General features: G+C 72.9%; 19 protein-coding genes. 13 read left to right on the top strand and 6 right to left on the bottom strand.

Annotation, left to right across the window (positions count from 1 at the left end):
* Positions 1 to 3: 3 nt before the first annotated feature.
* Positions 4 to 642 (bottom strand): 2-phospho-L-lactate guanylyltransferase, encoded by a 639-nt coding sequence (gene cofC, locus OHB56_RS29855; RefSeq protein ID WP_326754915.1) that lies wholly within the window; start codon positions 640 to 642, stop codon positions 4 to 6.
* A 158-nt stretch (positions 643 to 800) separates the two neighbouring features.
* Between cofC and OHB56_RS29860 the strand changes: the two genes are divergently transcribed.
* The 3 genes from OHB56_RS29860 (at position 801) to OHB56_RS29870 (ending at position 3,971) form a co-directional block, all read left to right on the top strand.
* Positions 801 to 1,712 carry a lysophospholipid acyltransferase family protein gene (locus OHB56_RS29860; RefSeq protein ID WP_406356626.1) on the top strand — a complete coding sequence of 304 codons (912 nt, stop codon included), beginning with the start codon at positions 801 to 803 and terminating at the stop codon, positions 1,710 to 1,712.
* Positions 1,709 to 2,719: an NAD(P)H-dependent glycerol-3-phosphate dehydrogenase gene (locus OHB56_RS29865; protein ID WP_326754917.1), complete on the top strand. Its 1,011-nt coding sequence runs from the start codon at positions 1,709 to 1,711 to the stop codon at positions 2,717 to 2,719. Before OHB56_RS29860 ends, OHB56_RS29865 begins: the two co-directional genes overlap by 4 nt.
* Before the next feature lie 94 nt (positions 2,720 to 2,813).
* The gene (locus OHB56_RS29870) at positions 2,814 to 3,971 is read left to right on the top strand and encodes a D-alanine--D-alanine ligase family protein (protein ID WP_326754918.1); all 1,158 of its coding nucleotides are present in this window, start codon (positions 2,814 to 2,816) and stop codon (positions 3,969 to 3,971) included.
* A gap of 228 nt (positions 3,972 to 4,199) precedes the next feature.
* Here OHB56_RS29870 and OHB56_RS29875 read toward each other — a convergent pair whose 3' ends face one another.
* Positions 4,200 to 4,700 (bottom strand): DUF3515 domain-containing protein, encoded by a 501-nt coding sequence (locus OHB56_RS29875; protein WP_326754919.1) that lies wholly within the window; start codon positions 4,698 to 4,700, stop codon positions 4,200 to 4,202.
* Between the two features lie 20 nt (positions 4,701 to 4,720).
* Positions 4,721 to 4,954, bottom strand: a complete 234-nt coding sequence (locus OHB56_RS29880; RefSeq protein WP_326754920.1) for an Lrp/AsnC ligand binding domain-containing protein — start codon at positions 4,952 to 4,954, stop codon at positions 4,721 to 4,723.
* Positions 4,955 to 5,172: 218 nt separating this feature from the next.
* Between OHB56_RS29880 and OHB56_RS29885 the strand changes: the two genes are divergently transcribed.
* Together OHB56_RS29885 and thiD are read left to right on the top strand one after the other, a co-directional pair.
* Positions 5,173 to 6,138: a thiamine-phosphate kinase gene (locus OHB56_RS29885; protein WP_326754921.1), complete on the top strand. Its 966-nt coding sequence runs from the start codon at positions 5,173 to 5,175 to the stop codon at positions 6,136 to 6,138.
* 65 nt (positions 6,139 to 6,203) lie between these two features.
* Positions 6,204 to 7,049: a bifunctional hydroxymethylpyrimidine kinase/phosphomethylpyrimidine kinase gene (gene thiD, locus OHB56_RS29890; RefSeq protein ID WP_326757176.1), complete on the top strand. Its 846-nt coding sequence runs from the start codon at positions 6,204 to 6,206 to the stop codon at positions 7,047 to 7,049.
* 146 nt (positions 7,050 to 7,195) lie between these two features.
* Here the strand turns inward: thiD and rpmB are convergent, their stop codons facing one another.
* Complete coding sequence (rpmB, locus tag OHB56_RS29895) at positions 7,196 to 7,381, bottom strand: 50S ribosomal protein L28 (RefSeq protein ID WP_004924906.1); 186 nt, start codon at positions 7,379 to 7,381, stop codon at positions 7,196 to 7,198.
* A 267-nt stretch (positions 7,382 to 7,648) separates the two neighbouring features.
* On the opposite strand from rpmB, the gene OHB56_RS29900 reads away from it, so the two are divergent.
* On the top strand, positions 7,649 to 9,367 hold the full coding sequence (locus OHB56_RS29900) for a DAK2 domain-containing protein (RefSeq protein WP_406356629.1): 1,719 nt from the start codon (positions 7,649 to 7,651) through the stop codon (positions 9,365 to 9,367).
* A gap of 319 nt (positions 9,368 to 9,686) precedes the next feature.
* Here OHB56_RS29900 and OHB56_RS29905 read toward each other — a convergent pair whose 3' ends face one another.
* Together OHB56_RS29905 and OHB56_RS29910 are read right to left on the bottom strand one after the other, a co-directional pair.
* A complete protein-coding gene (locus tag OHB56_RS29905) occupies positions 9,687 to 12,677 on the bottom strand; it encodes a tetratricopeptide repeat protein (RefSeq protein WP_406356631.1) in 2,991 nt (996 codons plus the stop codon).
* On the bottom strand, positions 12,674 to 14,524 hold the full coding sequence (locus OHB56_RS29910) for an HSP90 family protein (RefSeq protein ID WP_406359240.1): 1,851 nt from the start codon (positions 14,522 to 14,524) through the stop codon (positions 12,674 to 12,676). The genes OHB56_RS29905 and OHB56_RS29910 overlap by 4 nt, the downstream gene beginning before the upstream one ends.
* Positions 14,525 to 14,867: 343 nt before the next feature.
* Here OHB56_RS29910 and recG point away from each other — a divergent pair, with 343 nt between their 5' ends.
* From recG to rnc, 7 genes are all read left to right on the top strand, one after another.
* Complete coding sequence (recG, locus tag OHB56_RS29915; protein ID WP_406356633.1) at positions 14,868 to 17,105, top strand: ATP-dependent DNA helicase RecG; 2,238 nt, start codon at positions 14,868 to 14,870, stop codon at positions 17,103 to 17,105.
* A gap of 61 nt (positions 17,106 to 17,166) precedes the next feature.
* Entirely contained in the window at positions 17,167 to 17,754 is a 588-nt protein-coding gene (rsmD, locus tag OHB56_RS29920; RefSeq protein ID WP_055592476.1) for a 16S rRNA (guanine(966)-N(2))-methyltransferase RsmD, read from the top strand.
* A gap of 26 nt (positions 17,755 to 17,780) precedes the next feature.
* Positions 17,781 to 18,260, top strand: a complete 480-nt coding sequence (coaD, locus tag OHB56_RS29925; protein ID WP_326757178.1) for a pantetheine-phosphate adenylyltransferase — start codon at positions 17,781 to 17,783, stop codon at positions 18,258 to 18,260.
* A 187-nt stretch (positions 18,261 to 18,447) separates the two neighbouring features.
* Positions 18,448 to 19,572 (top strand): cell division initiation protein, encoded by a 1,125-nt coding sequence (locus OHB56_RS29930; RefSeq protein ID WP_406356635.1) that lies wholly within the window; start codon positions 18,448 to 18,450, stop codon positions 19,570 to 19,572.
* 207 nt (positions 19,573 to 19,779) lie between these two features.
* Positions 19,780 to 20,424, top strand: coding sequence for a YceD family protein (locus tag OHB56_RS29935; protein WP_326754927.1), 645 nt, complete (start codon positions 19,780 to 19,782; stop codon positions 20,422 to 20,424).
* Between the two features lie 2 nt (positions 20,425 to 20,426).
* Positions 20,427 to 20,600, top strand: a complete 174-nt coding sequence (gene rpmF, locus OHB56_RS29940) for a 50S ribosomal protein L32 (protein WP_003951102.1) — start codon at positions 20,427 to 20,429, stop codon at positions 20,598 to 20,600.
* Positions 20,601 to 20,619: 19 nt separating this feature from the next.
* Positions 20,620 to 21,477 carry a ribonuclease III gene (gene rnc, locus OHB56_RS29945; RefSeq protein WP_406359241.1) on the top strand — a complete coding sequence of 286 codons (858 nt, stop codon included), beginning with the start codon at positions 20,620 to 20,622 and terminating at the stop codon, positions 21,475 to 21,477.
* Positions 21,478 to 21,504: the final 27 nt, after the last annotated feature.

A 21,504-nucleotide genomic window follows, 5' to 3' on the forward strand; every position in this document is an offset into this window, starting at 1 on the left:
AGCCTACTGCTCCGCGATCAGCAGCCGCGCGGCGGCGGCCGCCGTGCGGGGCCCCACCCCCAGTGCCAGCGCCGCCCGGAGATCGTCCCCCGTGTCCACGTCCTGCCGCACGGAATCCACCGCGTCGAGACGCAGTTCGACGGCTCCCCGCGCGCGGTGCCGGGCCCGGGAACCGGGACCGAAGGACGGCCGCAGTTCCTCCGTCGCCGCCGCCGCGAGCAGCGTGGTACCGACGCCCGCCGCATCGGGCAGGAACGCGCGCGGGAACGCGGCCGCTCTCTCCAGTACACGCGCCAGTTCGGCCGCGCGCAGCGCCGGGAGATCGGCGTTGAGGGCCGCCACGGGACCGGCGTGCCACAAGGCCCGCACGGTGGCGGCCGCGTGGACGAGTGCCGCGTTCAGGCCGCTGCCCGGTTCGTCGGCGACGATTCCCGCACCCAGCGCGGCCAGCTCGCGGCCGGCCAGGGCGTCGTCCGTGACGACCACCACGTCCCGCACCGCGCGGCACGCCAGGGCGGCCGCGACCGTGTCCTGCGCGAAGGCGAGCGCGAGCCCCGGACGCAAGGCGTCGTTCGCGGTGTCGGAGAGCCTGCTCTTGGCCTCGGCCAGCGGTTTCAGGGGTACCACCAAGGTCCACTGCACGCGTGTTACGTCCCTCTCTCGTCGTCGCCATTGTCCCCCGCGGCATCCGGCTGCCGGGGGAGCGGGGCGTACGGTGTCCTCGACAGACCGGCGGCCCGGGGCGACACTTGTGCGGCCCGCCTGGCCCCCGGGTCCAGGACTTAGAGGAAGGTGTCCCTGTGCCGCGCCGCAGAATCGGCTTCGCTTACCGCTTCGCCGCGGTGATCTGCAAACCACCGCTGGTGGTTCTACTCAAGCGGGACTGGCGCGGAATGGAGAACATTCCGGCCGAAGGCGGATTTATCACCGCGGTGAACCACAATTCACACATTGACCCCTTCGCTTATGCGCACTTTCAGTACAACACCGGTCGTGTTCCGCGATTCCTGGCGAAGAGCAGTCTTTTCAACAAGGGATTCGTCGGTGCCATGATGCGCGGCACCGGGCAGATCCCCGTCTATCGTGAAAGCACGGACGCGCTCAGCGCCTTCCGGGCCGCGATCGACGCCGTGGAGCGCGGCGAATGCGTCGCCTTCTATCCCGAGGGAACCCTCACCCGCGACCCGGACGGCTGGCCCATGACCGGCAAGACCGGTGCCGCGCGGGTCGCCCTGCAGACCAGGCGCCCCGTGGTCCCGGTCGCGCAGTGGGGCGCCAACGAGGTGCTGCCGCCGTACGCCGGCAGGCCCCGCCTCTTCCCGCGCAAGACGCACCGTGTGCTGGCCGGACCGCCGGTCGACCTGGACCGTTTCTACGGCCGGGAGATGACCCCGGAGCTGCTCAAGGAGGCGACCGAGGCCATCATGGCCGCGGTGACCCGTCACCTGGAGGAGATCCGTGGCGAGAAGGCCCCCGAGGTGCCCTACGATCCGCAGCGCGAACGCGTGGAGCAGCGCCGCAAGACCAGGGCCCAGACCCGGCGCAGGGGGCACGACGGTCCGTCCGAGCGCCGGCCGTCCGCGCACGGTTCGCCGGCGGACGGGGCGCAGGGCGGCTCGCAGCACCAGGAGGGCCGGCACCAGGAACGGCAGAACGAACAGTGGAGGGCCGGGAAACGGGCCACCGCGCGGGAAGAGGGGCTGAACACGTGAGCAAGCCGGTCAAGGCGGCCGTCTTCGGCACCGGATCGTGGGGTACGGCCTTCGGCATGGTGCTCGCCGACGCCGGATGCGACGTGGTGCTGTGGGCGCGGCGCCCCGGACTCGTCGAAGCGGTCAACTCCACCCGCACCAACCCCGACTACCTGCCCGGAGTCGAACTCCCGGCGAACCTGCGGGCCACCGCGGACGCCGCCGAGGCCGCGCGCGACGCCGACTTCACGGTCCTCGCGATCCCCTCGCAGACGCTGCGCGGCAACCTCGCCGGGTGGAAGCCGCTGCTCGCCCCGGACACCGTCCTGGTGTCGCTGATGAAGGGTGTCGAACTCGGCTCCGCCATGCGCATGAGCGAGGTGATCGAGGACGTCGCCGGAGTCGGCGCCGACCGGATCGCCGTGGTCACCGGCCCCAACCTCGCCCGGGAGATCGCCGCCAGGATGCCGGCCGCAGCCGTGGTCGCCTGCACCGACGAGGCCGTCGCCCAGCGGCTCCAGGCCGCCTGCCACACGCCGTACTTCCGCCCGTACACCAACACCGACGTCGCCGGCTGCGAACTGGGCGGCGCCGTGAAGAACGTGATCGGGCTGGCCGTCGGCATCGCGGACGGCATGGGGCTCGGCGACAACGCCAAGGGCTCGCTCATCACCCGCGGGCTCGCCGAGACCACCCGGCTCGGTGCCGCGCTCGGCGCGGACCCGCTGACCTTCGCCGGACTCGCGGGACTGGGCGACCTGGTGGCCACCTGCTCCTCACCGCTGTCGCGCAACCACACCTTCGGCACCAACCTCGGCAAGGGCATGACGCTGGAGGAAACCGTCGCGATCACCAAACAGACCGCCGAGGGCGTCAAGTCCTGCGAGTCGGTGCTGGATCTGGCCCGCCGGCACGGCGTCGACATGCCGATCACCGAGACGGTCGTCGGCATCGTGCACGAGGGCAAGCCCCCGGTGGTCGCCCTCAAGGAGCTGATGTCGCGCAGCGCGAAGCCGGAACGACACTGAGCGACGACGGACGCGCGCCCTCGCGGGAGCCCTCCGTTTGCCGCACCGCGGGCGCTGTATCAGGGAGGCGGCCACCGGGTACTCTCATCGCGATATGAGCACCCAGAACCTCCCCCAGAGCCCCGGGCAGCCGCCTCGCAAGCCGCGTGTGGCCGTCGTGTTCGGCGGGCGCAGCTCCGAGCACGGGATCTCCGTCGTCACCGCCGGCGCCGTCCTCAAGGCCATCGACCGGACGAAGTACGACGTCCTGCCGATCGGTATCACCCGGGACGGCCGCTGGGCACTCACCGCCGACGAACCGGACCGCATGGCGATCACCGACCGGCGGCAGCCCAGCGTGGACCAGCTCACCGACGCGGCCGAGGGCGCCGTGGTGCTCCCCCTCGATCCCGCGAACCGTGAAGTCGTCTACACCGAGCCCGGTGCGGTGCCGAAGGCGCTCGGCGAGGTCGACGTCGTCTTCCCCGTGCTGCACGGCCCCTACGGCGAGGACGGCACCCTGCAGGGACTCCTGGAGCTCTCCGGTGTCCCCTACGTGGGCTCCGGGGTGCTCGCCTCCGCCGTCGGGCAGGACAAGGAGTACATGAAGAGGGTGTTCACCTCCTTCGGGCTCAAGGTCGGCCCGTACGTGGTGATCCGGCCCCGCGAGTGGGAGAACGACGAGGCCGCCGCCCGCAAGAAGATCATCGACTTCGCCGGTGAGCACGGCTGGCCGCTGTTCGTGAAGCCCGCGCGGGCGGGCTCCTCGATCGGGATCACCAAGGTCGACGGCCTCTCCGGCCTGGACGAGGCGATCGCCGAGGCCCAGCGGCACGACCCGAAGATCCTCGTGGAGGCCACCCTGCGCGGCCGCGAGATCGAATGCGGGGTGCTGGAGTTCGAGGACGGCCCGCGAGCCTCGGTGCCCGCGGAGATCCCGCCGCCCGACGCGCACGCGTACTACGACTTCGAGGCCAAGTACATCGACTCCACACCCGGCCTGGTGCCCGCACCGATGACCGGGGAGGAGACGGCCGAGGTGCGCCGGCTGGCGGTGGAGGCGTTCGAGGCGGTGGGCTGCGAAGGGCTGGTGCGCGCGGACTTCTTCCTCACCGAGGACGGCGAGTTCGTCATCAACGAGATCAACACGATGCCCGGCTTCACGCCCATCTCCATGTACCCGAAGATGTGGCAGGCCACCGGCATCGAGTACCCCGAGCTGGTGGACCTGCTGGTGCAGGCGGCCCTGCGACGGCGGACCGGCCTGCGCTGAGACGCCGGACAGCCCTCAGGGTTGTCCGGCACATCCCCGCCTGCTCGGCGGCGTCCGGCACGCACGCTCGCCGCGTTGCCGAAAAGCCCACGTGGCTCCTCCCCCACTCTCGGCTCCGCTCGAGCGGGGGGACCCCCATCGAGCACGCTCCGGCGCCTTGCGATCGCACGCGCCGGACGCCGCCGAGCCCGCCCTCCGGGCGGACGACGGGGATGTGCCGGACAGCCCCTAGGAGGCGATCCCCTCGGGGACCGCCTCCTTGACGGCGGGGGCGAGATCGATCAGTACGCCCGTGCTGTCCCGTCCGCCGGTCACCCGCACCTCGACATAGGCCTCACGGCTCGCGGTCGTGAAGCGGTGCGTCCCGTCGTCCTGCTGCTCCATCAGCCAGTCGACGCCGTCGACACCCCCCGCCATCGCCTTCGGGTCGTTGCCGTTGGCCACCTTGGGATCCACCATCTTCGGCGGTTGTCCCACACCGCACCGCAGTATGATCGCCTCGCCGCCCCAGCCCGCGGTCAGTGCGGACGCGGGTTCGGGATCGTCGCGATTCTCGCCGTCCACCTTCGCCGGCAGGACCTCGTCCAGGTTCCGGCACAGCTTGGTGGCCTTCGCGTCCGGGCTGGGAACCGCCGCCGACGCGCTGTCGTCTGCCGAGGAGCAACCCGCGGCGGTGATCAGCAGGGCGAGGGCGGGCAGGACGGCGTGACGGTGACGGAAGGAGCTCACCGCCACAGGGTAGACGGGGGCTAGAGATGGACGACCGGACAGGTCAGGGTACGGGTGATGCCGTCCACTTGCTGGACCTTCGCGACCACCATGCGACCCAGGTCGTCGACGGTGTCGGCTTGGGCGCGCACGATGACGTCATAGGGTCCGGTCACGTCCTCGGCCTGGACGACTCCAGGGATCTTGCCGATCAGCTCGGCGACGGTCGACGCCTTGCCGACCTCCGTCTGGATCAGGATGTACGCCTGTACCACGAAACCTCCAGAGCGGCCACGAGGATCATGTGGGGAAAAGGAACGCCACGGTATCGCGTCGCCGCTCGCCGCGGGGAGACCTGCGGGAGCCGGGCTTCGCGCGCCGGGACACGGACTGGACACAAGGTGACGGTCACTTCGACCGTAGCGAGGGCAGGAACGGCTCGCGACCGGGAACGGAACCGGGAACGACCCGGGACAGAAGGGGAGCTGGGGACATGAAGGGCACGGTTGGTGAGCTCGGGGAGTTCGGGCTCATCAGGGAGCTCACCTCCCGCCTCACCACCACCCCGGCGGTCCGGATCGGCCCCGGCGACGACGCCGCCGTGGTCGCCGCGCCCGACCGCAGGGTCGTGGCCAGTACGGACGTCCTGCTCGAGGGCAGGCACTTCCGCCGGGACTGGTCCACCGCCTACGACGTCGGCCGCAAGGCCGCCGCGCAGAACCTCGCGGACATCGCCGCCATGGGCGCCGTGCCGACCGCGCTGCTGCTCGCGCTGGTCGTCCCGGGCGAACTGCCGGTGACCTGGCCCTCCGAGCTGATGGACGGACTGCGCGACGAGTGCCAGGTGGCGGGGGCCGCGGTGGTCGGCGGAGACGTCGTACGCGGCGACACGATCATGGTCTCGATCACCGCGCTCGGTGACCTGCGCAACCAGGAGCCGGTGACCCGGGGCGGCGCACAGCCCGGCGACCTCGTCGCGGTGACCGGCTGGCTCGGCTGGTCCGCGGCCGGGTTCGCGGTGCTCTCGCGCGGCTTCCGCTCGCCGCGCGCCTTCGTCGAGGCGCACCGCCGGCCCGAACCGCCGTACCACGCGGGTCCCGCCGCGGCCGGGCTGGGAGCGACCTCGATGTGCGACGTGAGCGACGGACTGATCGCCGACCTCGGGCACATCGCCGAGGCCAGCAAGGTACGCATCGACATCCGCTCCGGGGCGATCGACATCCCCTCCCAGATGAACGACATCGGGCAGGCCGTCGGCGTCGACCCCATGCAGTGGGTGCTGACCGGGGGAGAGGACCACGCGATCGTGGCCACCTTCCCGCCGGACGTGAAGCTGCCCGCCCGCTGGAAGGTGATAGGCGAGGTGCTCAACCCCTCGGCGCTGCCCCAGGTGACGGTCGACGGGGCACCCTGGACCGCCCAGGGCGGCTGGGACCACTTCGCGGACATCGAGTCATGAGCGGCGGGGACGCCGGGAGCGGCGTGGGCACGGAGGGCGTCGGAGGTGCCGCGGGCGCCGCGGCCGTGCCGCCGAGGGTGCTGACGGTCGCCGGCTCGGACTCCGGCGGGGGTGCGGGGATCCAGGCCGACCTGAAGACGATGCTCGCGCTGGGCACCCACGGCATGAGCGTGATCACCGCGGTCACCGCGCAGAACTCCCTCGGCGTGCAGGGCGCCTGGCCGCTGCCGGTGGAGGCGGTGCGGGCCCAGTACCGCAGCGTCGTCGACGACATCGGGGTCCAGGCGGTCAAGACCGGCATGCTCGCCTCCGCCGAACTCGTCGAGGCGGTGGCCGCCCTGCTCGCCGGCAGCCGGGCGCCGGTGGTCGTCGACCCGGTGGGGGTCTCCAAGCACGGAGACGCGCTGCTGGCGGCCTCCGCGCTCGACTCCGTACGGACGAAGCTGCTGCCGGTCGCGACCGTGGCCACGCCGAACCTGGACGAGGTGACCCAGCTCACCGGTGTGCGGGCCCAGTCGGAACGGGACTTCCGCCGGGCCGCGGAAGCGGTGCTGGCGTTCGGGCCGCAGTGGGTCGTGATCAAGGGCGGCCATCTCGCCGGGGACTCGGGAGAGGCCGTCGACCTGCTCACGGACGGTTCACAGGAGCACTGGCTGCGCGCTCCGCGGTACGACAACCGGCACACCCACGGCACGGGCTGCACCCTCGCCTCGGCGATCGCCGCACAGCTGGCGAAGGGACAGTCGGTGCCTCAAGCGGTGACGGCCGCCAAGGAGTACGTCACGGGGGCGATCGCGGCCGGGTTCTCGCTGGGCGCCGGTATCGGGCCGGTGGATCACGGCTGGGCGCTCGGGCGGGGGAACGGCGCGGGGGCCGGGGCGGGGACCGGGTCCGCGTCCGACGAGGGCTGAGGCGGGACCACGGACCGGGAACGCCGGCGGGGGCACCAGGGCCCGCGCCGGCCGTGCGGCGTGCGGGCATGGCAAAAAGCCGGCCCACCCGAGGTGGACCGGCTCAGTGCGGTGAACCAGCTGTGGCCGCGCGCTCAGCGAGAGCGTCAGCGCGAGACCTTGCCGGCCTTGATGCACGAGGTGCAAGCGTTCACGCGCTTCGGCGTCCCGCCCACCACGGTACGCACACGCTGGATGTTCGGGTTCCAGCGACGGGGCGTACGGCGGTGCGAGTGCGAGATGTTGTTGCCGAAGCCCGGCCCCTTGCCACAGACGTCGCAGTTGGCAGCCACGGGTCACTCCAAAGACTTCAGATGCACTTACGGTTGATCCCGGCATGCCGGGATCAGAACGCCGGAACTCTGGGAGTTCTTGGGAATCTGAGTGGCTCTGCCAGGGAGAGGCCCGATTCGGATCGGGCAACCGGAGCAGCATACAACGCCTGAACCAGGAGAACGAAACCGGCATGGCAGCTCAGCGGCCCGCCCCGGCCCGCTTCCGGCATCCGGTCCCCCAAGGTCTACGCTGCGTGCCACGTCCAGCAGCTCAGGGAGGCGCAGGTGGCGCAGGTGCCGCAGAGATTCTTCGATGCTCTCGCGGTGCGTGCCTGGTGCGGACTCGCGCTCGACGCCCTGGGGCGCGCGCGCGAGGAGATCGACGCGATCAACGTCTACCCCGTGGCGGACGGGGACACCGGGACGAATCTCTATCTGACGGTCGAGTCCGCGGCCACGGCGGTCGAGGCGGTGTTCGCGGGCTACGCGGCAGAAGGGCCCGAGGGGCCCACGCTGGCCGACGCGGCGCGGGCGATGGCCCACGGGGCGCTGATCGGCGCCCGCGGCAACTCCGGGACGATCCTGGCGCAACTGCTGAGGGGGATGGCGCAGGTGCTGGCCGGGGACGAGGCGGCTCACGCCGACGGACAGGGGCTGCGGCGCGCCCTGCGGACCGCGGCCGACTCCGCGCGCCGGGCCGTGGCCCATCCCGTGGAGGGCACCGTGCTCACCGTCGCCTCGGCCGCCGCCGACGCGGCCGGTGGTGCGGAGGGCGACTGCGGGGAGGTGGCGCGGGCGGCCTACGACGGCGCCCGCACGGCCCTCGCCGCGACGCCGGGCCAGCTGGCCGTGCTCCGGCGGGCGGGTGTGGTGGACGCGGGCGGCCGGGGGCTGGTGGCGGTGCTCGCGGCCCTGGTGGAGACGTTCACGGGGGAGAAGCCGGGAGGGCCCGCGCCCGGCGCGTACGGGAACACCGCCGGGACACACGCGCGGGTGCGCCCCGGGACCCCCACGCGCGTGGAGCACGAGGAACCCGCCGGATGCGCCGACGGCGGGGGAGTGACGGAGGCCGCGGTCGCCGGGCCCGCCTACGAGGTGATCTACCTCTTGGAGGCCGAGGACGCGGCCGTGGAGCGGTTGCGGCGGCGGCTCGACGGTCTCGGGGACTCGCTCGTCGTGGTCGGCGGGGACGGACTGTGGAACGTCCACGTCCATGTCGACGACGCCGGAGCCGCCGTGGAGGCGGGGGTCGAGGCGGGGCGCCCGCACCGTATCCGGATCGCGCACTTCGGTGCCGGCGACGCCCATGGCCCCGGGGCCGGCCGTCCGCCCGTGGAACGCGCCGCGCGGGCCGTGGTGGCCGTGGTGCCCGGCGAGGGGCTGGCCGTCCTGTACACCGGAGCCGGCGCGACCACGGTGCTGGCCCGCCCCGGCGAGCCGCCCGCGAGCGGCGAACTGGTCGAGGCCGTACGGCGGGCCCACGCGCACGAGGTGGTGCTGCTGCCCAACGACGCCGAGCTGCGCCACACCGCCGCGGCGGCGGCCGACCAGGCCCGCGCCGAAGGGCTCAGGGTGGCCCTCATCCCGACCCGTTCCGCGGTCCAGGGCATCGCGGCGCTCGCGGTGCACGAGCCGGAGCGCCGCTTCGACGAGGACGTGGTGGCGATGACCTCGGCGGCGGGCGCGACCCGGTACGCCGAGATCGCCGTCGCCGAACGGCAGTCCTGGACCATGGCGGGCATCTGCCAGGCCGGCGACGTCCTCGGCCTCATCGACGGCGACGTGGCCGTGATCGGCGACGACGTCACCGCCACCGCCACCGCCGTTCTGGACCGCATGCTCTCCGCCGGCGGCGAGATGGTCACCCTGGTCCTCGGCGACGAAACCCCCCACACCCTCGCCACCCACCTGGAAACCCACGTCCGCGAGGGCTACCTGGCCGTCGACACCGTTCTCTACCAGGGCGGCAGACAGGGCGCCCTGCTCCTCATCGGGGTGGAGTGAGGACGGAGGCGCGCCGCCCCCGACGGGCGGGGAGCGGCCCCACGGGACGGCCCGGGCGCCGGGGCCGGTACTCGGCGGACACCGGCGGACTCCCGGACCCGCACCGGTGGCCGGGCGACGGGCAGGCCGCGGCGCCGAGCGGTCGCCGCGGCCTGCCCCGGAGCACGGCGGGCCGTACCTGGAGCCGGTCGGGCGGGCGCAGCCGCATCTGCAGCTCGCCGAGGTCACCCGGCGGGCTCGGGCGGGTGACGGAGGCCGCACCGCCCGAGGCGAGGGCGTCGAGGGACGGCCCGGCCCGCGCGGCCGTCACCCGACGGGCTCAGTTCTCCACCGGCTCCCGCTTCTCCTCCGTGACGGTGTTCAGGAGGCGCTCCGCCTCGCCGCGCAGGGACCGGGCCGCCTCGTCCTCCTCCGGGGCCTCCCCGTGGGCGGTCAGGACGGCCCGCGCACGTGCCGCCGCGTCCGCGGGACGGCCCAGGTCGGCCTCCAGCCAGGCCGCGGCCAGTTCGGCCCGGGAGCGGTCCCGGAGGGTGTCCGGGCCGAGGGGCGCGAACGCGGCGATCGCCCGTTCCAGCGCGGCCACCGCCTCCTCGAACAGGGTCTCCCCGTCGTCGTCCGCGGCCCCTCCGTCCTCCACCCGTACCAGCAGGTCCGCGAACTGCCGGTGCGTGTGGCCGAGCTCGGCGGTGAGTCGTGCGCGGGTCTCGCCGTCCGGGGCCGCGTCCACCGCCGCCTCGCACTCCTCGACCGCGTCCGCCATCAGCGCGCGTGCCCCGTCCGGGTCCGCCTCCCCGCGCAGCGTGAGCCACGCGCGGGCGCGCAGCGAGCGCACCAGACCGGGCGCGTCGCCGGCCGTGCGCCACAGCTCGCCCGCGCGCGCGTAGGCCCGCTCCGCCTCGTCGGTCAGGCCCGCCTGCTCCAGGCTGGACGCGGCCAGATGGGCCAGCGTCGCGTGGTCCTGCTGCTCCGGCCAGTGCCGGGCGATCTCGGCGGCCTGCAACCGCCGCTCGGCGGCGGCCCGGTGCTCGTCCAGCTCACCGAGGCAGTCCCCGAGCCACCAGAGCGCCTGCACGACCGCCCCCTCGCCGTGCGTCCCGGCGGTCACGTCGGGCAGTACGGACTCCAGCACCTCGGCCGCCTCGGCCCACCGCCCGCGCCGCAGCAGGAACCCGCCGAGCTGATGCCGCGCCCAGGCGCCCAGCGTCGGCCCCTCGCCCGCCTCGTCGGCCCAGTGCGCCGCCTCCAGGGCGTGGTCCGCGGCCTCCGCCACCCGCCCGAGCCCGCCGGTGACCTCGGCGAGCTGCAGATGCAGCTGCGCCCGCCCGACCGGCTCCAGGTACGGCCCGCCGTGCTCCAGGGCCGCCCGCAGCGCCCGCTCGGCGCCGTCGACGTCGCCGAGATGGTGGGCGAGCTGCGCCAGCCGGGCCTCGTACTCCACCGCGAACCACGGCAGCCCCGCCGCGACGAACGCCCCGGCGGCCCGCGCGGACAGGTCCGCGGCGGTTTCCACGTCCCCGGCGTGCCCCGCCAGCTCGCCGAGCATCGCCTGCGCCTCGGCGGCCCGCGCGGCGAGCCGGACGTCCTCCCCGGTGTGCCCCTCCACGAGCGCGAGCACCGCGCGTACGGCGGTCACGGCCTCCTCCAGGGCGGCGTCCTCGAGGTCCTCCCCGGCGGCGTGCACACGCCGGGTCAGGATCCGCGCCCGTGCCATCAGCACCGACGCCGTCTGCCGCAGGCCCGTACCGCCGGCGGCGTACAGCACGAGGATCTCCTCGTGCGGTCCGGTCACCGCCGCGAGCGCCTCGTCCACCCGGCCCGCCAGCGCATGGACGTACGCGGCACGCGCGCGTGCCGCCAGAGCCTCCCCGGGGTCGCCCGCCTCCGCGTACAGCTCGGCGGCCCGCTCGAAGAGGCCGGTGGCCCCGGGGCCGAGGGCCATCGCCTCGTGGTCGGCGATCTCCGCGCGGTCGCGGGGCTCCAGGACGGTGTCGCCCCCCGCCGCCTCCGCCTCCTCCGCGGCGCGCGCCACCGCCGCCCACGCCTCCACGGCGTGCGGCTGCAGGGTGTCCGACATCCGCCGCGCCTCGACGAGCAGCGCGGGCAGCGCCACATCGCCGGAGGACTCCGTGCCGGGCTCCGCCGACGTCCCGGCACCCGGCGACACCGGGCGCTCGGGCACCCGTATCGGGGACGCGCCCGAGGGCCGTACGCCGAGCGGCAACCGGTCCACCAGCGGACGGCGCGCCATCCGCGCGCGGGCCCGCTCGCTGACGTACTCCGTGCCGTTGCGCTCGTCGAAACGGGCCGCCAGAGCGAGCGCCTGGGCCCGCGCGTGCGGGGCGAGTTCCGCGGCGGTCCAGGTCCGCCCGGCCGGGCCGGGGACCTGACTGCCGCCCAGGCCGAGCTCCGTCAGCCGGTCCATGAGGAGCGTCACCACGCTCAGGAAGTCCAGCTTGCTGCGCGGATGACCTTCGTCGGTGAAGTAGGCGGGCCGCTCCGCGAGCAGTTCGAGGGCGCGCGCCTCGTTGCCGCTCAGCGTGCAGAATTCCACATGGTCCGCGTAGGCGCCGCGCATGCTCTCCATGGGCCGGACCAGCCGGAAACCGCGCAGATGGTGGGCGCGCGCCTCGTCCGCGCGGCCCAGCCGCAACAGCGGCAGCAGGGAGGACGCGAGGGCCGTGTGCGGTTCGTGGGCGCAGGTGAACTCGCCCTCCAGGACCGGCCGCCACAGCTCGAGCGCCTCCTCGTCCCGCCCGTTGTGCGCCTGCCACCAGCCCTGCCCGTGCAGTTCGCACGCGTGGCAGTCGGCCATGGTGTCCCGGTCGGCGGCCAGCCACGCGGTGTACGCCCGCTCGGCCCGCGACATGTCCCCGACATGCGCGGCCACACTGAACTCGGCGCTGCGCACCGCCCGTTCGGAATGACCGGCCAGCCGGTAGCGGTGCTCCATCTCGCCGAGCCACTTCTCGATCGACGCGAGCGGGATGTGCGGCTGGCCGAGCATGCCGGCCGACATCCACTTGAAGACCCAGTGCAGCGCATGCGTCTCGTACTCGTCGAAGTCCTCGGGGCGTTCGTCCCACATGCGCAGCAGTCGCGCGAAGGGAACGAACATCTTCCCCTTCTCCGAGCTGTAGTTGTAGACCTTCAGCTGGTGTCCGAGCGCCTCGATGACGGCGAGCGGGATGTTCAGCTTCTCGGCCTCGAGCAGCAGGTGCTCCGCGCGCGCGTTTCGGGCCGGCCCCTCCGGCTGCTCGGAGTTCTCGCCCATCGCGCGGCGCAGGGAATCGAAATCGGTGATCGGACTCATCGGTGGGAGCCCCCCGTGGACTCGTCGTCGTGGGTGGCCCACTCCAGCAGGCCGAGGAACGCCCGGTTGAGCAGCGCCGAGTCGGCCGGCCGCAGCTGCCGCTGCGCCATGAGCAGCGCCTGCCCGTACAGCGACTCGGTCGCGGTGCCGATGAGTTCGGGGTCGCCCAGCGAACCGATCCGCCGCACCAGCGGGTTGAGGTGGTTGAGCACCAGACGTGCCCGCGGGGCGCTGCCGCGCAGCGAGCCGAGAATGCCGGCCCACAAGTCGTCGGCCCCCGACTCCGCCTCGGCGCGCGCCTGTTCGTGCCGGGACTCCCGGTCGTCCAGGTGCAGGGCGGGCACGGACAGCGGGTGGAACGCGCGCAGGACGACGTCACAGCCCAGCGGATCCAGTCTGGCCCGCGCGGCGGCCAGGAAGCCCGACAGGGCCAGCTCCTCGGCCGGGTCCACCGCGTCCAGATGGGCGGTGACCGTGTCCGCGTCCAGCTCGGCGACCACGGTGCCCGGCCGCACCGCCGGCAGCGCCTCGACCAGTTCGCTGTCGTACGTGTAACCGCCGTTGACCACGCCGATGCCCTGCGCGGACGCGATCGGCGCGACCTGCCGGTACTCCTCGACGGTCCGCGTGAAGTGCACCATCGGGTGCCGCTGCGCGAACTCCTCCAGGGACAGCCGCCCGTCCGTCGTCTCGAACGGCAGCCAGGGCAGCATGGTGCGCAGCATCTCCCGGTCGTGCCGCGCGAGCGCCTTCACACCCAGGTGGTGCACCGACAGGAACGCCGCGAGCCGCTCCGGGTCGCCGGCGGCCAGCCCGGTCAGCCAGCCGCGGACCCGCTCGCCCAGCGCCTCCCGGATCCCGGCCAGCGTCTCGTCCTCGTACAGCGACTCGCGTGAGGCCGTGGGCCGCAGACTGTCCGTGTCCAGGACGCAGCGCACGAAGAAGGCCCAGTCGGGCAGCAGCTGTTCGGCCCGTTCGGTCAGCAGCATGCCCTTCAGGTGCACGCGGTGCCCCGCGCGCTGGGCCGGACTGACCGCCGAGGGCAGCACGTACGCCACTCCGCGCACCCCGGCCAGCGGCACGTCCAGGTCGATGGAGTCCAGCGGGGTGAAGCCGAACAGGTCGTGACAGTGCCGGGCGAGCGCCACCCTGCGGGCCGCGGGGCTCGGATACGCACGGTCCCAGGGCGCGGGCAGCTCGGTGACCGCCTCCCCGCCCACCCGCACGTCGTACGGCAGCAGCGAGCCGAAGTCCCGGGCCAGCGACAGGACCCGCTCCTCGGTCAGCCACTCGGCGGACCCGGTCCGCGCCACCAGGTGCACGGTGGTGCCCGGTTCGGGCCGCGCCTCGTGCGGCAGTGTCCGCACCGTGTACGAACCGTCGTCGCGCGCCGTCCACTCCACGGGCGGCGCGTCCGGCGTCCGCGAGCTGCGGCTGACCACGCGGATCCGCTCGGCCACCACGAAGCAGGCGAGCAGCCCGATGCCGAACTGCCCGAGGAAGTCCGAGCGGGCCTCCTGCAGACCCTCGGCGCGCTTGGAACTGCGTCCGATGGTGGCGAGCAGGTTGTGCACGTCCGCCTCGGTGAGGCCGACGCCGGTGTCCTCCACCCGCAGCGCGCCCGCCTCCACGGACAGCCGCACGCGGGCGGGGGCGTCCGGATCCTCGGCGCGGCGGGCGGTGATGGCGTCCACCGCGTTCTGCAGCAGCTCGCGCAGATAGACCTTGGGACTGGAATAGAGGTGATGGGAGAGCAGGTCCACCAGGCCGCGAAGATCGACCTGGAACGTATGGGGCGACTGGGGTGAGCCGGATGCCTGGGGTGCCTGAGAGATCTGGGAGTCCATCGTCACGGCGCCGGTGGGGGGACTCTTGACGGCGCGGGGTCGGGCGGTCCCGGTGAGGCGGTGACCGCGGGGATGGCCGGAGCGTTGGCGCGTCATCCTAGAGCCCGGGACACTTCTCTGACCAGGGAATTCCCGATCCTTCCCCCCCGAGCTTCTCCAGCAGGGGGAACCCCACTCGCCGCACCGGGCCCGGACCCGGGCGCCTCCCGTACGAGCCTCGGGTCCCGACGCGCCGAGAGCACGCACCCCACGCCGCGAGGCCCGCCCTCCGGGCGGACGGCGCGCGTCGGACGACAGGGCCGGTGGCACCGGCGTTCCCGCATTGTCAGTGCCGTGGTGTGCAATGGATCCCGTGCCCGCATCGCAAAAACCGTCGCGAGAACCACTGCAGCAGCCGCTGAAGTCGGTGCTCGGCCCCCCCACCGCGAAGGTGATGGCCGAGCACCTCGGCCTGCACACGGTCGGCGACCTCCTCCACCACTACCCCCGCAGATACGAGGAGCGCGGCCAGCTCACCCACCTCGCCGACCTCCCCATGGACGAGCACGTCACCGTGGTCGCCCAGGTCGCCGACGCCCGCCTGCACACCTTCGCCTCCACCAAGGCCCCGCGCGGCAAGGGCCAGCGCCTGGAGGTCACCATCACGGACGGCAGCGGCCGGCTCCAACTCGTCTTCTTCGGCAGCGGAGTCCACAAGCCGCACAAGGAACTCCTGCCGGGCACCCGCGCGATGTTCGCCGGCAAGGTCTCCGTCTTCAACCGCCGCCTCCAGCTCGCCCACCCCGCGTACGAGCTGCTGCGAGGCGATCCGGAGGAGAGCGTCGAGACCTGGGCCGGCGCGCTCATCCCGCTCTACCCCGCCACCGCCAAACTGGAGTCCTGGAAGATCGGCAAGGCACTCCAGACCGTTCTGCCCCACGCCCGGGACGCCGTGGACCCCCTCCCCGGCCCGCTGCGCGAGGGGCGCGGTCTGCTCCCGCTCCCCGAGGCCCTGCTGAAGATCCACCGGCCGCACACCAGGGCGGACGTCGAGGAAGCCCGCGCCCGCCTGAAATGGGACGAGGCCTTCGTCCTCCAGGTCGCCCTCGCCCGCCGCCGCCACACCGACACCCTGCTCCCCGCCGTCGCCCGCCGACCACGACCCGACGGCCTGCTGGCCGCCTTCGACGACCGGCTCCCCTTCACACTCACCGACGGCCAGCGGAAGGTCTCCGAGGAGATCTTCGACGACCTCGCCACCGAACACCCGATGCACCGGCTGCTCCAGGGCGAGGTCGGCAGCGGAAAAACCATGGTCGCCCTGCGCGCCATGCTCGCCGTCGTCGACGCCGGGGGACAGGCGGCCATGCTGGCGCCCACCGAGGTGCTCGCCCAGCAGCACCACCGTTCGATCACCGAGATGATGGGCGAACTGGCCGAGGGCGGCATGCTGGGCGGGGCGGAGAACGCCACGAAGGTGGTGCTGCTCACCGGCTCGATGGGCGCGGCGGCCCGTCGCCACGCGCTGCTCGACCTGGCCACCGGCGAGGCCGGCCTCGTGATCGGCACCCATGCGCTGATCGAGGACAAGGTGCAGTTCCACGACCTGGGCCTGGTCGTCGTCGACGAGCAGCACCGGTTCGGCGTCGAACAGCGCGACGCCCTGCGCGGCAAGGGCAAACAGCCCCCGCACCTGCTCGTCATGACCGCCACCCCCATCCCGCGCACGGTCGCGATGACCGTCTTCGGCGACCTGGAGACCTCCGTCCTGGACCAGCTCCCGGCCGGCCGCTCGCCCATCGCCAGCCACGTCGTCCCCGCCGCCGACAAGCCCCACTTCCTGGCCCGCGCCTGGGAGCGGGTCCGCGAGGAGGTCGGCAACGGCCACCAGGCGTACGTGGTCTGCCCGCGCATCGGGGACGAGGAGGACGATCCGAGGAAGGCCGGGAAGGCGAAGTCCGCGTCCTCCGCGGACGACGCCGAGAAGCGCCCGCCGCTCGCCGTCCTCGACGTCGCCGCACACCTGGCCGAGGGGCCCCTGAGCGGCCTGCGCGTGGAGGTCCTGCACGGCAGGATGCAGCCGGACGACAAGGACGCCGTCATGCGCCGCTTCGCGGCCGGCGAAACCGATGTCCTGGTCGCCACCACCGTCATCGAGGTCGGTGTCAACGTTCCCAACGCCACCGCCATGGTGATCATGGACGCGGACCGCTTCGGCGTCTCCCAGCTCCATCAGCTGCGCGGCCGGGTCGGCCGCGGCTCGGCCCCCGGCCTGTGCCTGCTCGTCACCGAGATGCCCGAGGCGAGCCCGGCCCGGCAGCGGCTCGGCGCGGTCGCCGGCACCCTCGACGGCTTCGAGCTCTCCCGCCTCGACCTCGAACAGCGCCGCGAGGGCGACGTCCTGGGCCAGGCCCAGTCCGGCACCCGTTCCAGCCTGCGCATGCTCGCCGTCATCGACGACGAGGAGGTCATCGCCGAAGCCCGCGAGGAGGCCACCGCGGTCGTCGCCGCCGATCCCGAACTGGAGCGCCTGCCGGGACTGCGCACCGCGCTGGCGGCCCTGCTGGACGACGAGAGGGAGCAGTACCTGGAGAAGGGCTGACAGACTGGGCCGGCCGGCCTCCGGGTACCGCCGGCACACCGACGAGGACAAGGACGAGGACATGACCCGCGTGATCGCCGGCCGGGCCGGCGGACGCCGCCTGGGCGTACCGCCGGGCAGCGGCACCCGCCCCACCTCCGACCGCGCGCGCGAAGGCCTGTTCTCCACCTGGCAGGCCCTCCTCGGCGGCCCGCTGGAGGGCGAGCGCGTCCTCGACCTGTACGCCGGTTCCGGCGCCGTCGGCCTGGAGGCCCTGTCCCGGGGAGCCGCACACACCCTCCTCGTCGAGGCCGACGCCAGAGCCGTCCGCACGGTCCGGGACAACGTCAGGGCACTGGGGCTGCCCGGCGCCGAGGTCAGGCCGGGCAAAGCGGAGCAGATCATCCGTACGCCCCCGCCGGCCGACCCGTACGACCTCGTCTTCCTCGACCCCCCGTACGCCGTCTCCGACGACGATCTTCGCGAGATCCTGCTCACACTCCGCACCGGGGGCTGGCTCGCCGACGAAGCCCTCGTCACCGTGGAGCGCAGCACCAGAGGCGGGGAGTTCGCGTGGCCGCCCGGCTTCGAGGCGCTCCGGGCCCGTCGCTACGGAGAGGGAACGTTTTGGTACGGTCGCGCCGCCTCTACGTGCGAAGACGCACGATGACCGGACCGGAGAGCGAGGGATCACCAGTGCGCCGCGCCGTCTGCCCCGGGTCGTTCGACCCCATCACCAATGGACATCTCGACATCATCGGCCGCGCCTCGAGCCTCTACGACGAGGTCTACGTCGCGGTGATGATCAACCAGTCCAAGAAGGGCCTCTTCGAGGTCGAGGAACGGATCGACCTGATCGGCCGGGTCACCGCCGCGTACGGGAACGTCCGGGTCGAGGCCTTCCACGGCCTGCTCGTCGACTTCTGCAAGCAGCGCGGCATCCCCGCCATCGTCAAGGGCCTGCGCGCGGTCAGCGACTTCGACTACGAACTGCAGATGGCCCAGATGAACAACGGCCTCTCGGGCGTGGAGACCCTCTTCATCCCCACCAACCCGACCTACAGCTTCCTGTCGTCCTCCCTGGTCAAGGAGGTCGCCACCTGGGGCGGCGACGTCTCGCACCTGGTGCCCCCGGAGGTCTTCTCCGCCCTCTCCGAGCGCCTCCGCAAGGACTGAGAGCCCTCCCGCGCACGGTCCGGGCGCCGCCCGCGCAAGCACCGAGCGCCCGGCGAAGCCGGACAGGCCCCGGGCCCGGAATCGCCGGTCCCCGGGCAATCCGCCGGGCGGTGTTCCCCACCCGCCCCAGGGCCGTACAGTCGTTGCGTCCGTCTCCAACACAGCTGTAGAGAGTGGCGAGCACACGGTGGACGTGCAGAAGAAGCTGGACGAGATCGTCGACCTGGTCTCCGGGGCCCGCTCGATGCCCATGTCGGCCTCGTGCGTGGTCAACCGCGCCGACCTGCTCTCGATGCTCGAAGAGGTGCGCGCGGAGCTGCCCGACTCCCTCGCCCAGGCCCAGGAACTCATCGGCGGCCGCGAGCAGATGGTCGAGCAGGCGCGTCAGGAGGCCGAGCGGATCATCGAGGGCGCGCACGCCGAGCGCGGCTCCCTGATCTCCGGCACGGAGGTCGCCCGCCGCTCCCAGTCCGAGGCCGACCGGATCCTCGGCGAGGCCCGCAAGGAGGCCGAGGAGGTCCGCGCCGAGGCCGACGACTACGTCGACTCCAAGCTCGCCAACTTCGAGGTCGTCCTCACCAAGACCCTCGGCTCCGTCGGCCGCGGGCGCGAGAAGCTGCTCGGCACCGGGCCCGGTCTCGACGAGCAGGGCTACGAGGACGAGGACGCCCCCGAGCGCAGCCACGACCCGGAGACCCTGCGCCGCAGCGCCGACGAGTACGTCGACGTCAAGCTCGGCGCCTTCGAGGCGGTCCTCGCCAAGACCCTGGAGGCGGTCGGCCGGGGCCGCCAGACCCTGCACGGCCGGATCGCCAGCGACGACCTCGGCGCCCTGGCCGAGGACATGACGACGGTCCAGCACTCCAGCGACGCCGACTACCTCGCCGACCTCGCGGCCATGTCGGACGCCCCGGTCCAGCGGCCCGCCCGGCCCCAGCAGGCCGTGCCCGAGCAGCCCCAGCAGGCTCCGCAGGTCGCCCAGCAGGACTACGCCCAGCAGGAACAGGCGTACGGCTACGCGCAGCAGAACCAGCAGCCCGATCCGTACGGCGGCTACCAGCAGCAGTACGGCGGCGGACAGGACCCCTACGGCTACCCGCAGCAGGCCGCCGCTCAGCAGGCCGACCCGTACACCGCCTACCAGGGCTACGAGACGCCGCAGCAGCCGGCCTACGACCCCGGACAGGGCCGTCAGGACTACGCCCCGCAGCAGCAGAACCCGGCGGCCCTCGACGAGGCCAGCCTCTTCGACACCAGCATGATCAGCGCCGAGCAGCTGCGCGCCTACGAACAGGGCCGCGGCAACGGCTGACCGCCCGGCCGCGGCCCGTGCGGCGTCCGGGCCGGCCCACCGGCCCCGGGCGGGCCACCGGCCCGGATTGGGACGAGAGCAGAAGGTCCAGTATCCTGGCTCATCGGTCGTGTGTGCGCTGCTCCGACTCCGTAGACGTCCGCGATCCGTGCTGCCCGGGAACACCACGGGACAGCGTTTCTCCGAGCTCGAAGATCGAAAGCAGGAATGGCTCTGAACGCCCGCCTCGACCACCGCAATCCCCTCGTGTTCGATACGCACGAGCTGGGACGGAGGCCGGGCGCGCTGCAGCGCCTGACCCGTTCGATCGAGGCGCCCAGGGACCTCGGGATCCAGGGAGTCGTCGGAGTGCCGGAAGGCGCCCCGGTGGAGCTCGAACTCCGGCTCGAGTCGGTCATGGAAGGTGTGCTCGTCACCGGCACCGCCCGTGCGACGGCCGAGGGGGAGTGCGTAAGGTGTCTGGAGCCGCTCGAGCAGGAGCTCGTCGCGGAATACCAGGAGCTGTTCTCGTACCCTGACGCCGACGACCGGGGCCGTGTGAAGGCGGAACCGGGCGACGACGCCGAGGACGACGAGGACACGCTCCCTCTCGAGGACGGCATGTTCGACCTCGAGCCCGTGCTGCGTGATGCGGTGGTGCTCGCACTGCCGATGCAGCCGGTGTGCCAGGACGACTGCCCCGGCCTGTGCTCCGAATGCGGAGCCCGGCTCGCGGACGACCCGGACCACCACCACGACGCCGTCGACATCCGTTGGGCGGCACTGCAGGGACTCGCCGGTTCACCCGAAGATGGCGAGAAGGACGAGATGAGCGGCGCCGAACCGGGCGTCGACGAGAAGCAGGAGAAGTAGCCGTGGCTGTTCCGAAGCGGAAGATGTCGCGCAGCAACACGCGCCACCGCCGGTCGCAGTGGAAGGCTGCGGTCCCCACCCTGGTTGCGTGCGAGCGCTGCCACGAGCCCAAGCAGCAGCACATCGCGTGCCCGTCTTGCGGCACCTACAACAAGCGCCAGGTCCTCGAGGTCTGAGCGGCTGGTGAGAGGCACTGTGTCCACGCCCAAGAAGCAGTCGCCCCGCGCGAGCGGGAGCGGATCGGCGGACCACCAGGCCTCGTCCCACACGCTTCTGGAAGGGCGGCTCGGCTATCAGCTCGAGTCCGCCCTTCTGGTGCGCGCGCTGACCCACCGTTCCTACGCGTACGAGAACGGCGGTCTGCCGACGAACGAGCGGCTGGAGTTCCTCGGGGACTCCGTGCTCGGTCTCGTCGTCACGGACACGCTGTACCGCACCCACCCCGATCTGCCCGAAGGCCAGCTGGCCAAGCTGCGGGCCGCGGTGGTCAATTCGCGTGCGCTGGCGGAGGTGGGCCGCGGGCTCGACCTCGGTTCCTTCATCCGGCTCGGCCGCGGTGAAGAGGGCACAGGTGGCCGGGACAAGGCATCCATCCTCGCCGACACCCTCGAAGCGGTGATCGGCGCGGTCTATCTCGACCAGGGACTCGACTCGGCGGCGGAGCTGGTGCACCGTCTGTTCGACCCGTTGATCGAGAAGTCCTCCAACCTCGGTGCCGGCCTGGACTGGAAGACCAGTCTCCAGGAACTCACCGCGACCGAAGGACTCGGTGTGCCCGAGTACCTGGTCACGGAGACCGGCCCCGACCACGAGAAGACCTTCACTGCTGCCGCCCGCGTCGGAGGCGTCTCGTACGGCACCGGCACCGGCCGCAGCAAGAAGGAGGCGGAGCAGCAGGCCGCCGAGTCCGCCTGGCGGTCCATCCGGGCCGCGGCGGACGAGCGAGCCGAGGCAGCTGCCTCGACCGAAGCGACTGCCTCGACCGAAGCGGTCGGCCCGGCCGCCGACGCGAGCGCCGAGCCTGCCGCCGACACGTCGGCGGCCTCCGCCTGACGATCCGTACGCGGATCGATCGGATCA

The sequence above is a fragment of the Streptomyces sp. NBC_01635 genome, assembly GCF_045209715.1.
Classification (GTDB): Bacteria; Actinomycetota; Actinomycetes; order Streptomycetales; family Streptomycetaceae; genus Streptomyces; species Streptomyces hirsutus.

Coding starts and splice junctions, on each gene's coding strand:
- OHB56_RS29870 (WP_326754918.1), top strand. CDS start 2,814: ATGAGCACCCAGAACCTCCCCCAGAGCCCCGGGCAGCCGCCTCGCAAG.
- OHB56_RS29885 (WP_326754921.1), top strand. CDS start 5,173: ATGAAGGGCACGGTTGGTGAGCTCGGGGAGTTCGGGCTCATCAGGGAG.
- OHB56_RS29905 (WP_406356631.1), bottom strand. CDS start 12,677: ATGAGTCCGATCACCGATTTCGATTCCCTGCGCCGCGCGATGGGCGAG.
- OHB56_RS29910 (WP_406359240.1), bottom strand. CDS start 14,524: ATGGACTCCCAGATCTCTCAGGCACCCCAGGCATCCGGCTCACCCCAG.
- recG (WP_406356633.1), top strand. CDS start 14,868: ATGGATCCCGTGCCCGCATCGCAAAAACCGTCGCGAGAACCACTGCAG.
- rsmD (WP_055592476.1), top strand. CDS start 17,167: ATGACCCGCGTGATCGCCGGCCGGGCCGGCGGACGCCGCCTGGGCGTA.
- OHB56_RS29935 (WP_326754927.1), top strand. CDS start 19,780: ATGGCTCTGAACGCCCGCCTCGACCACCGCAATCCCCTCGTGTTCGAT.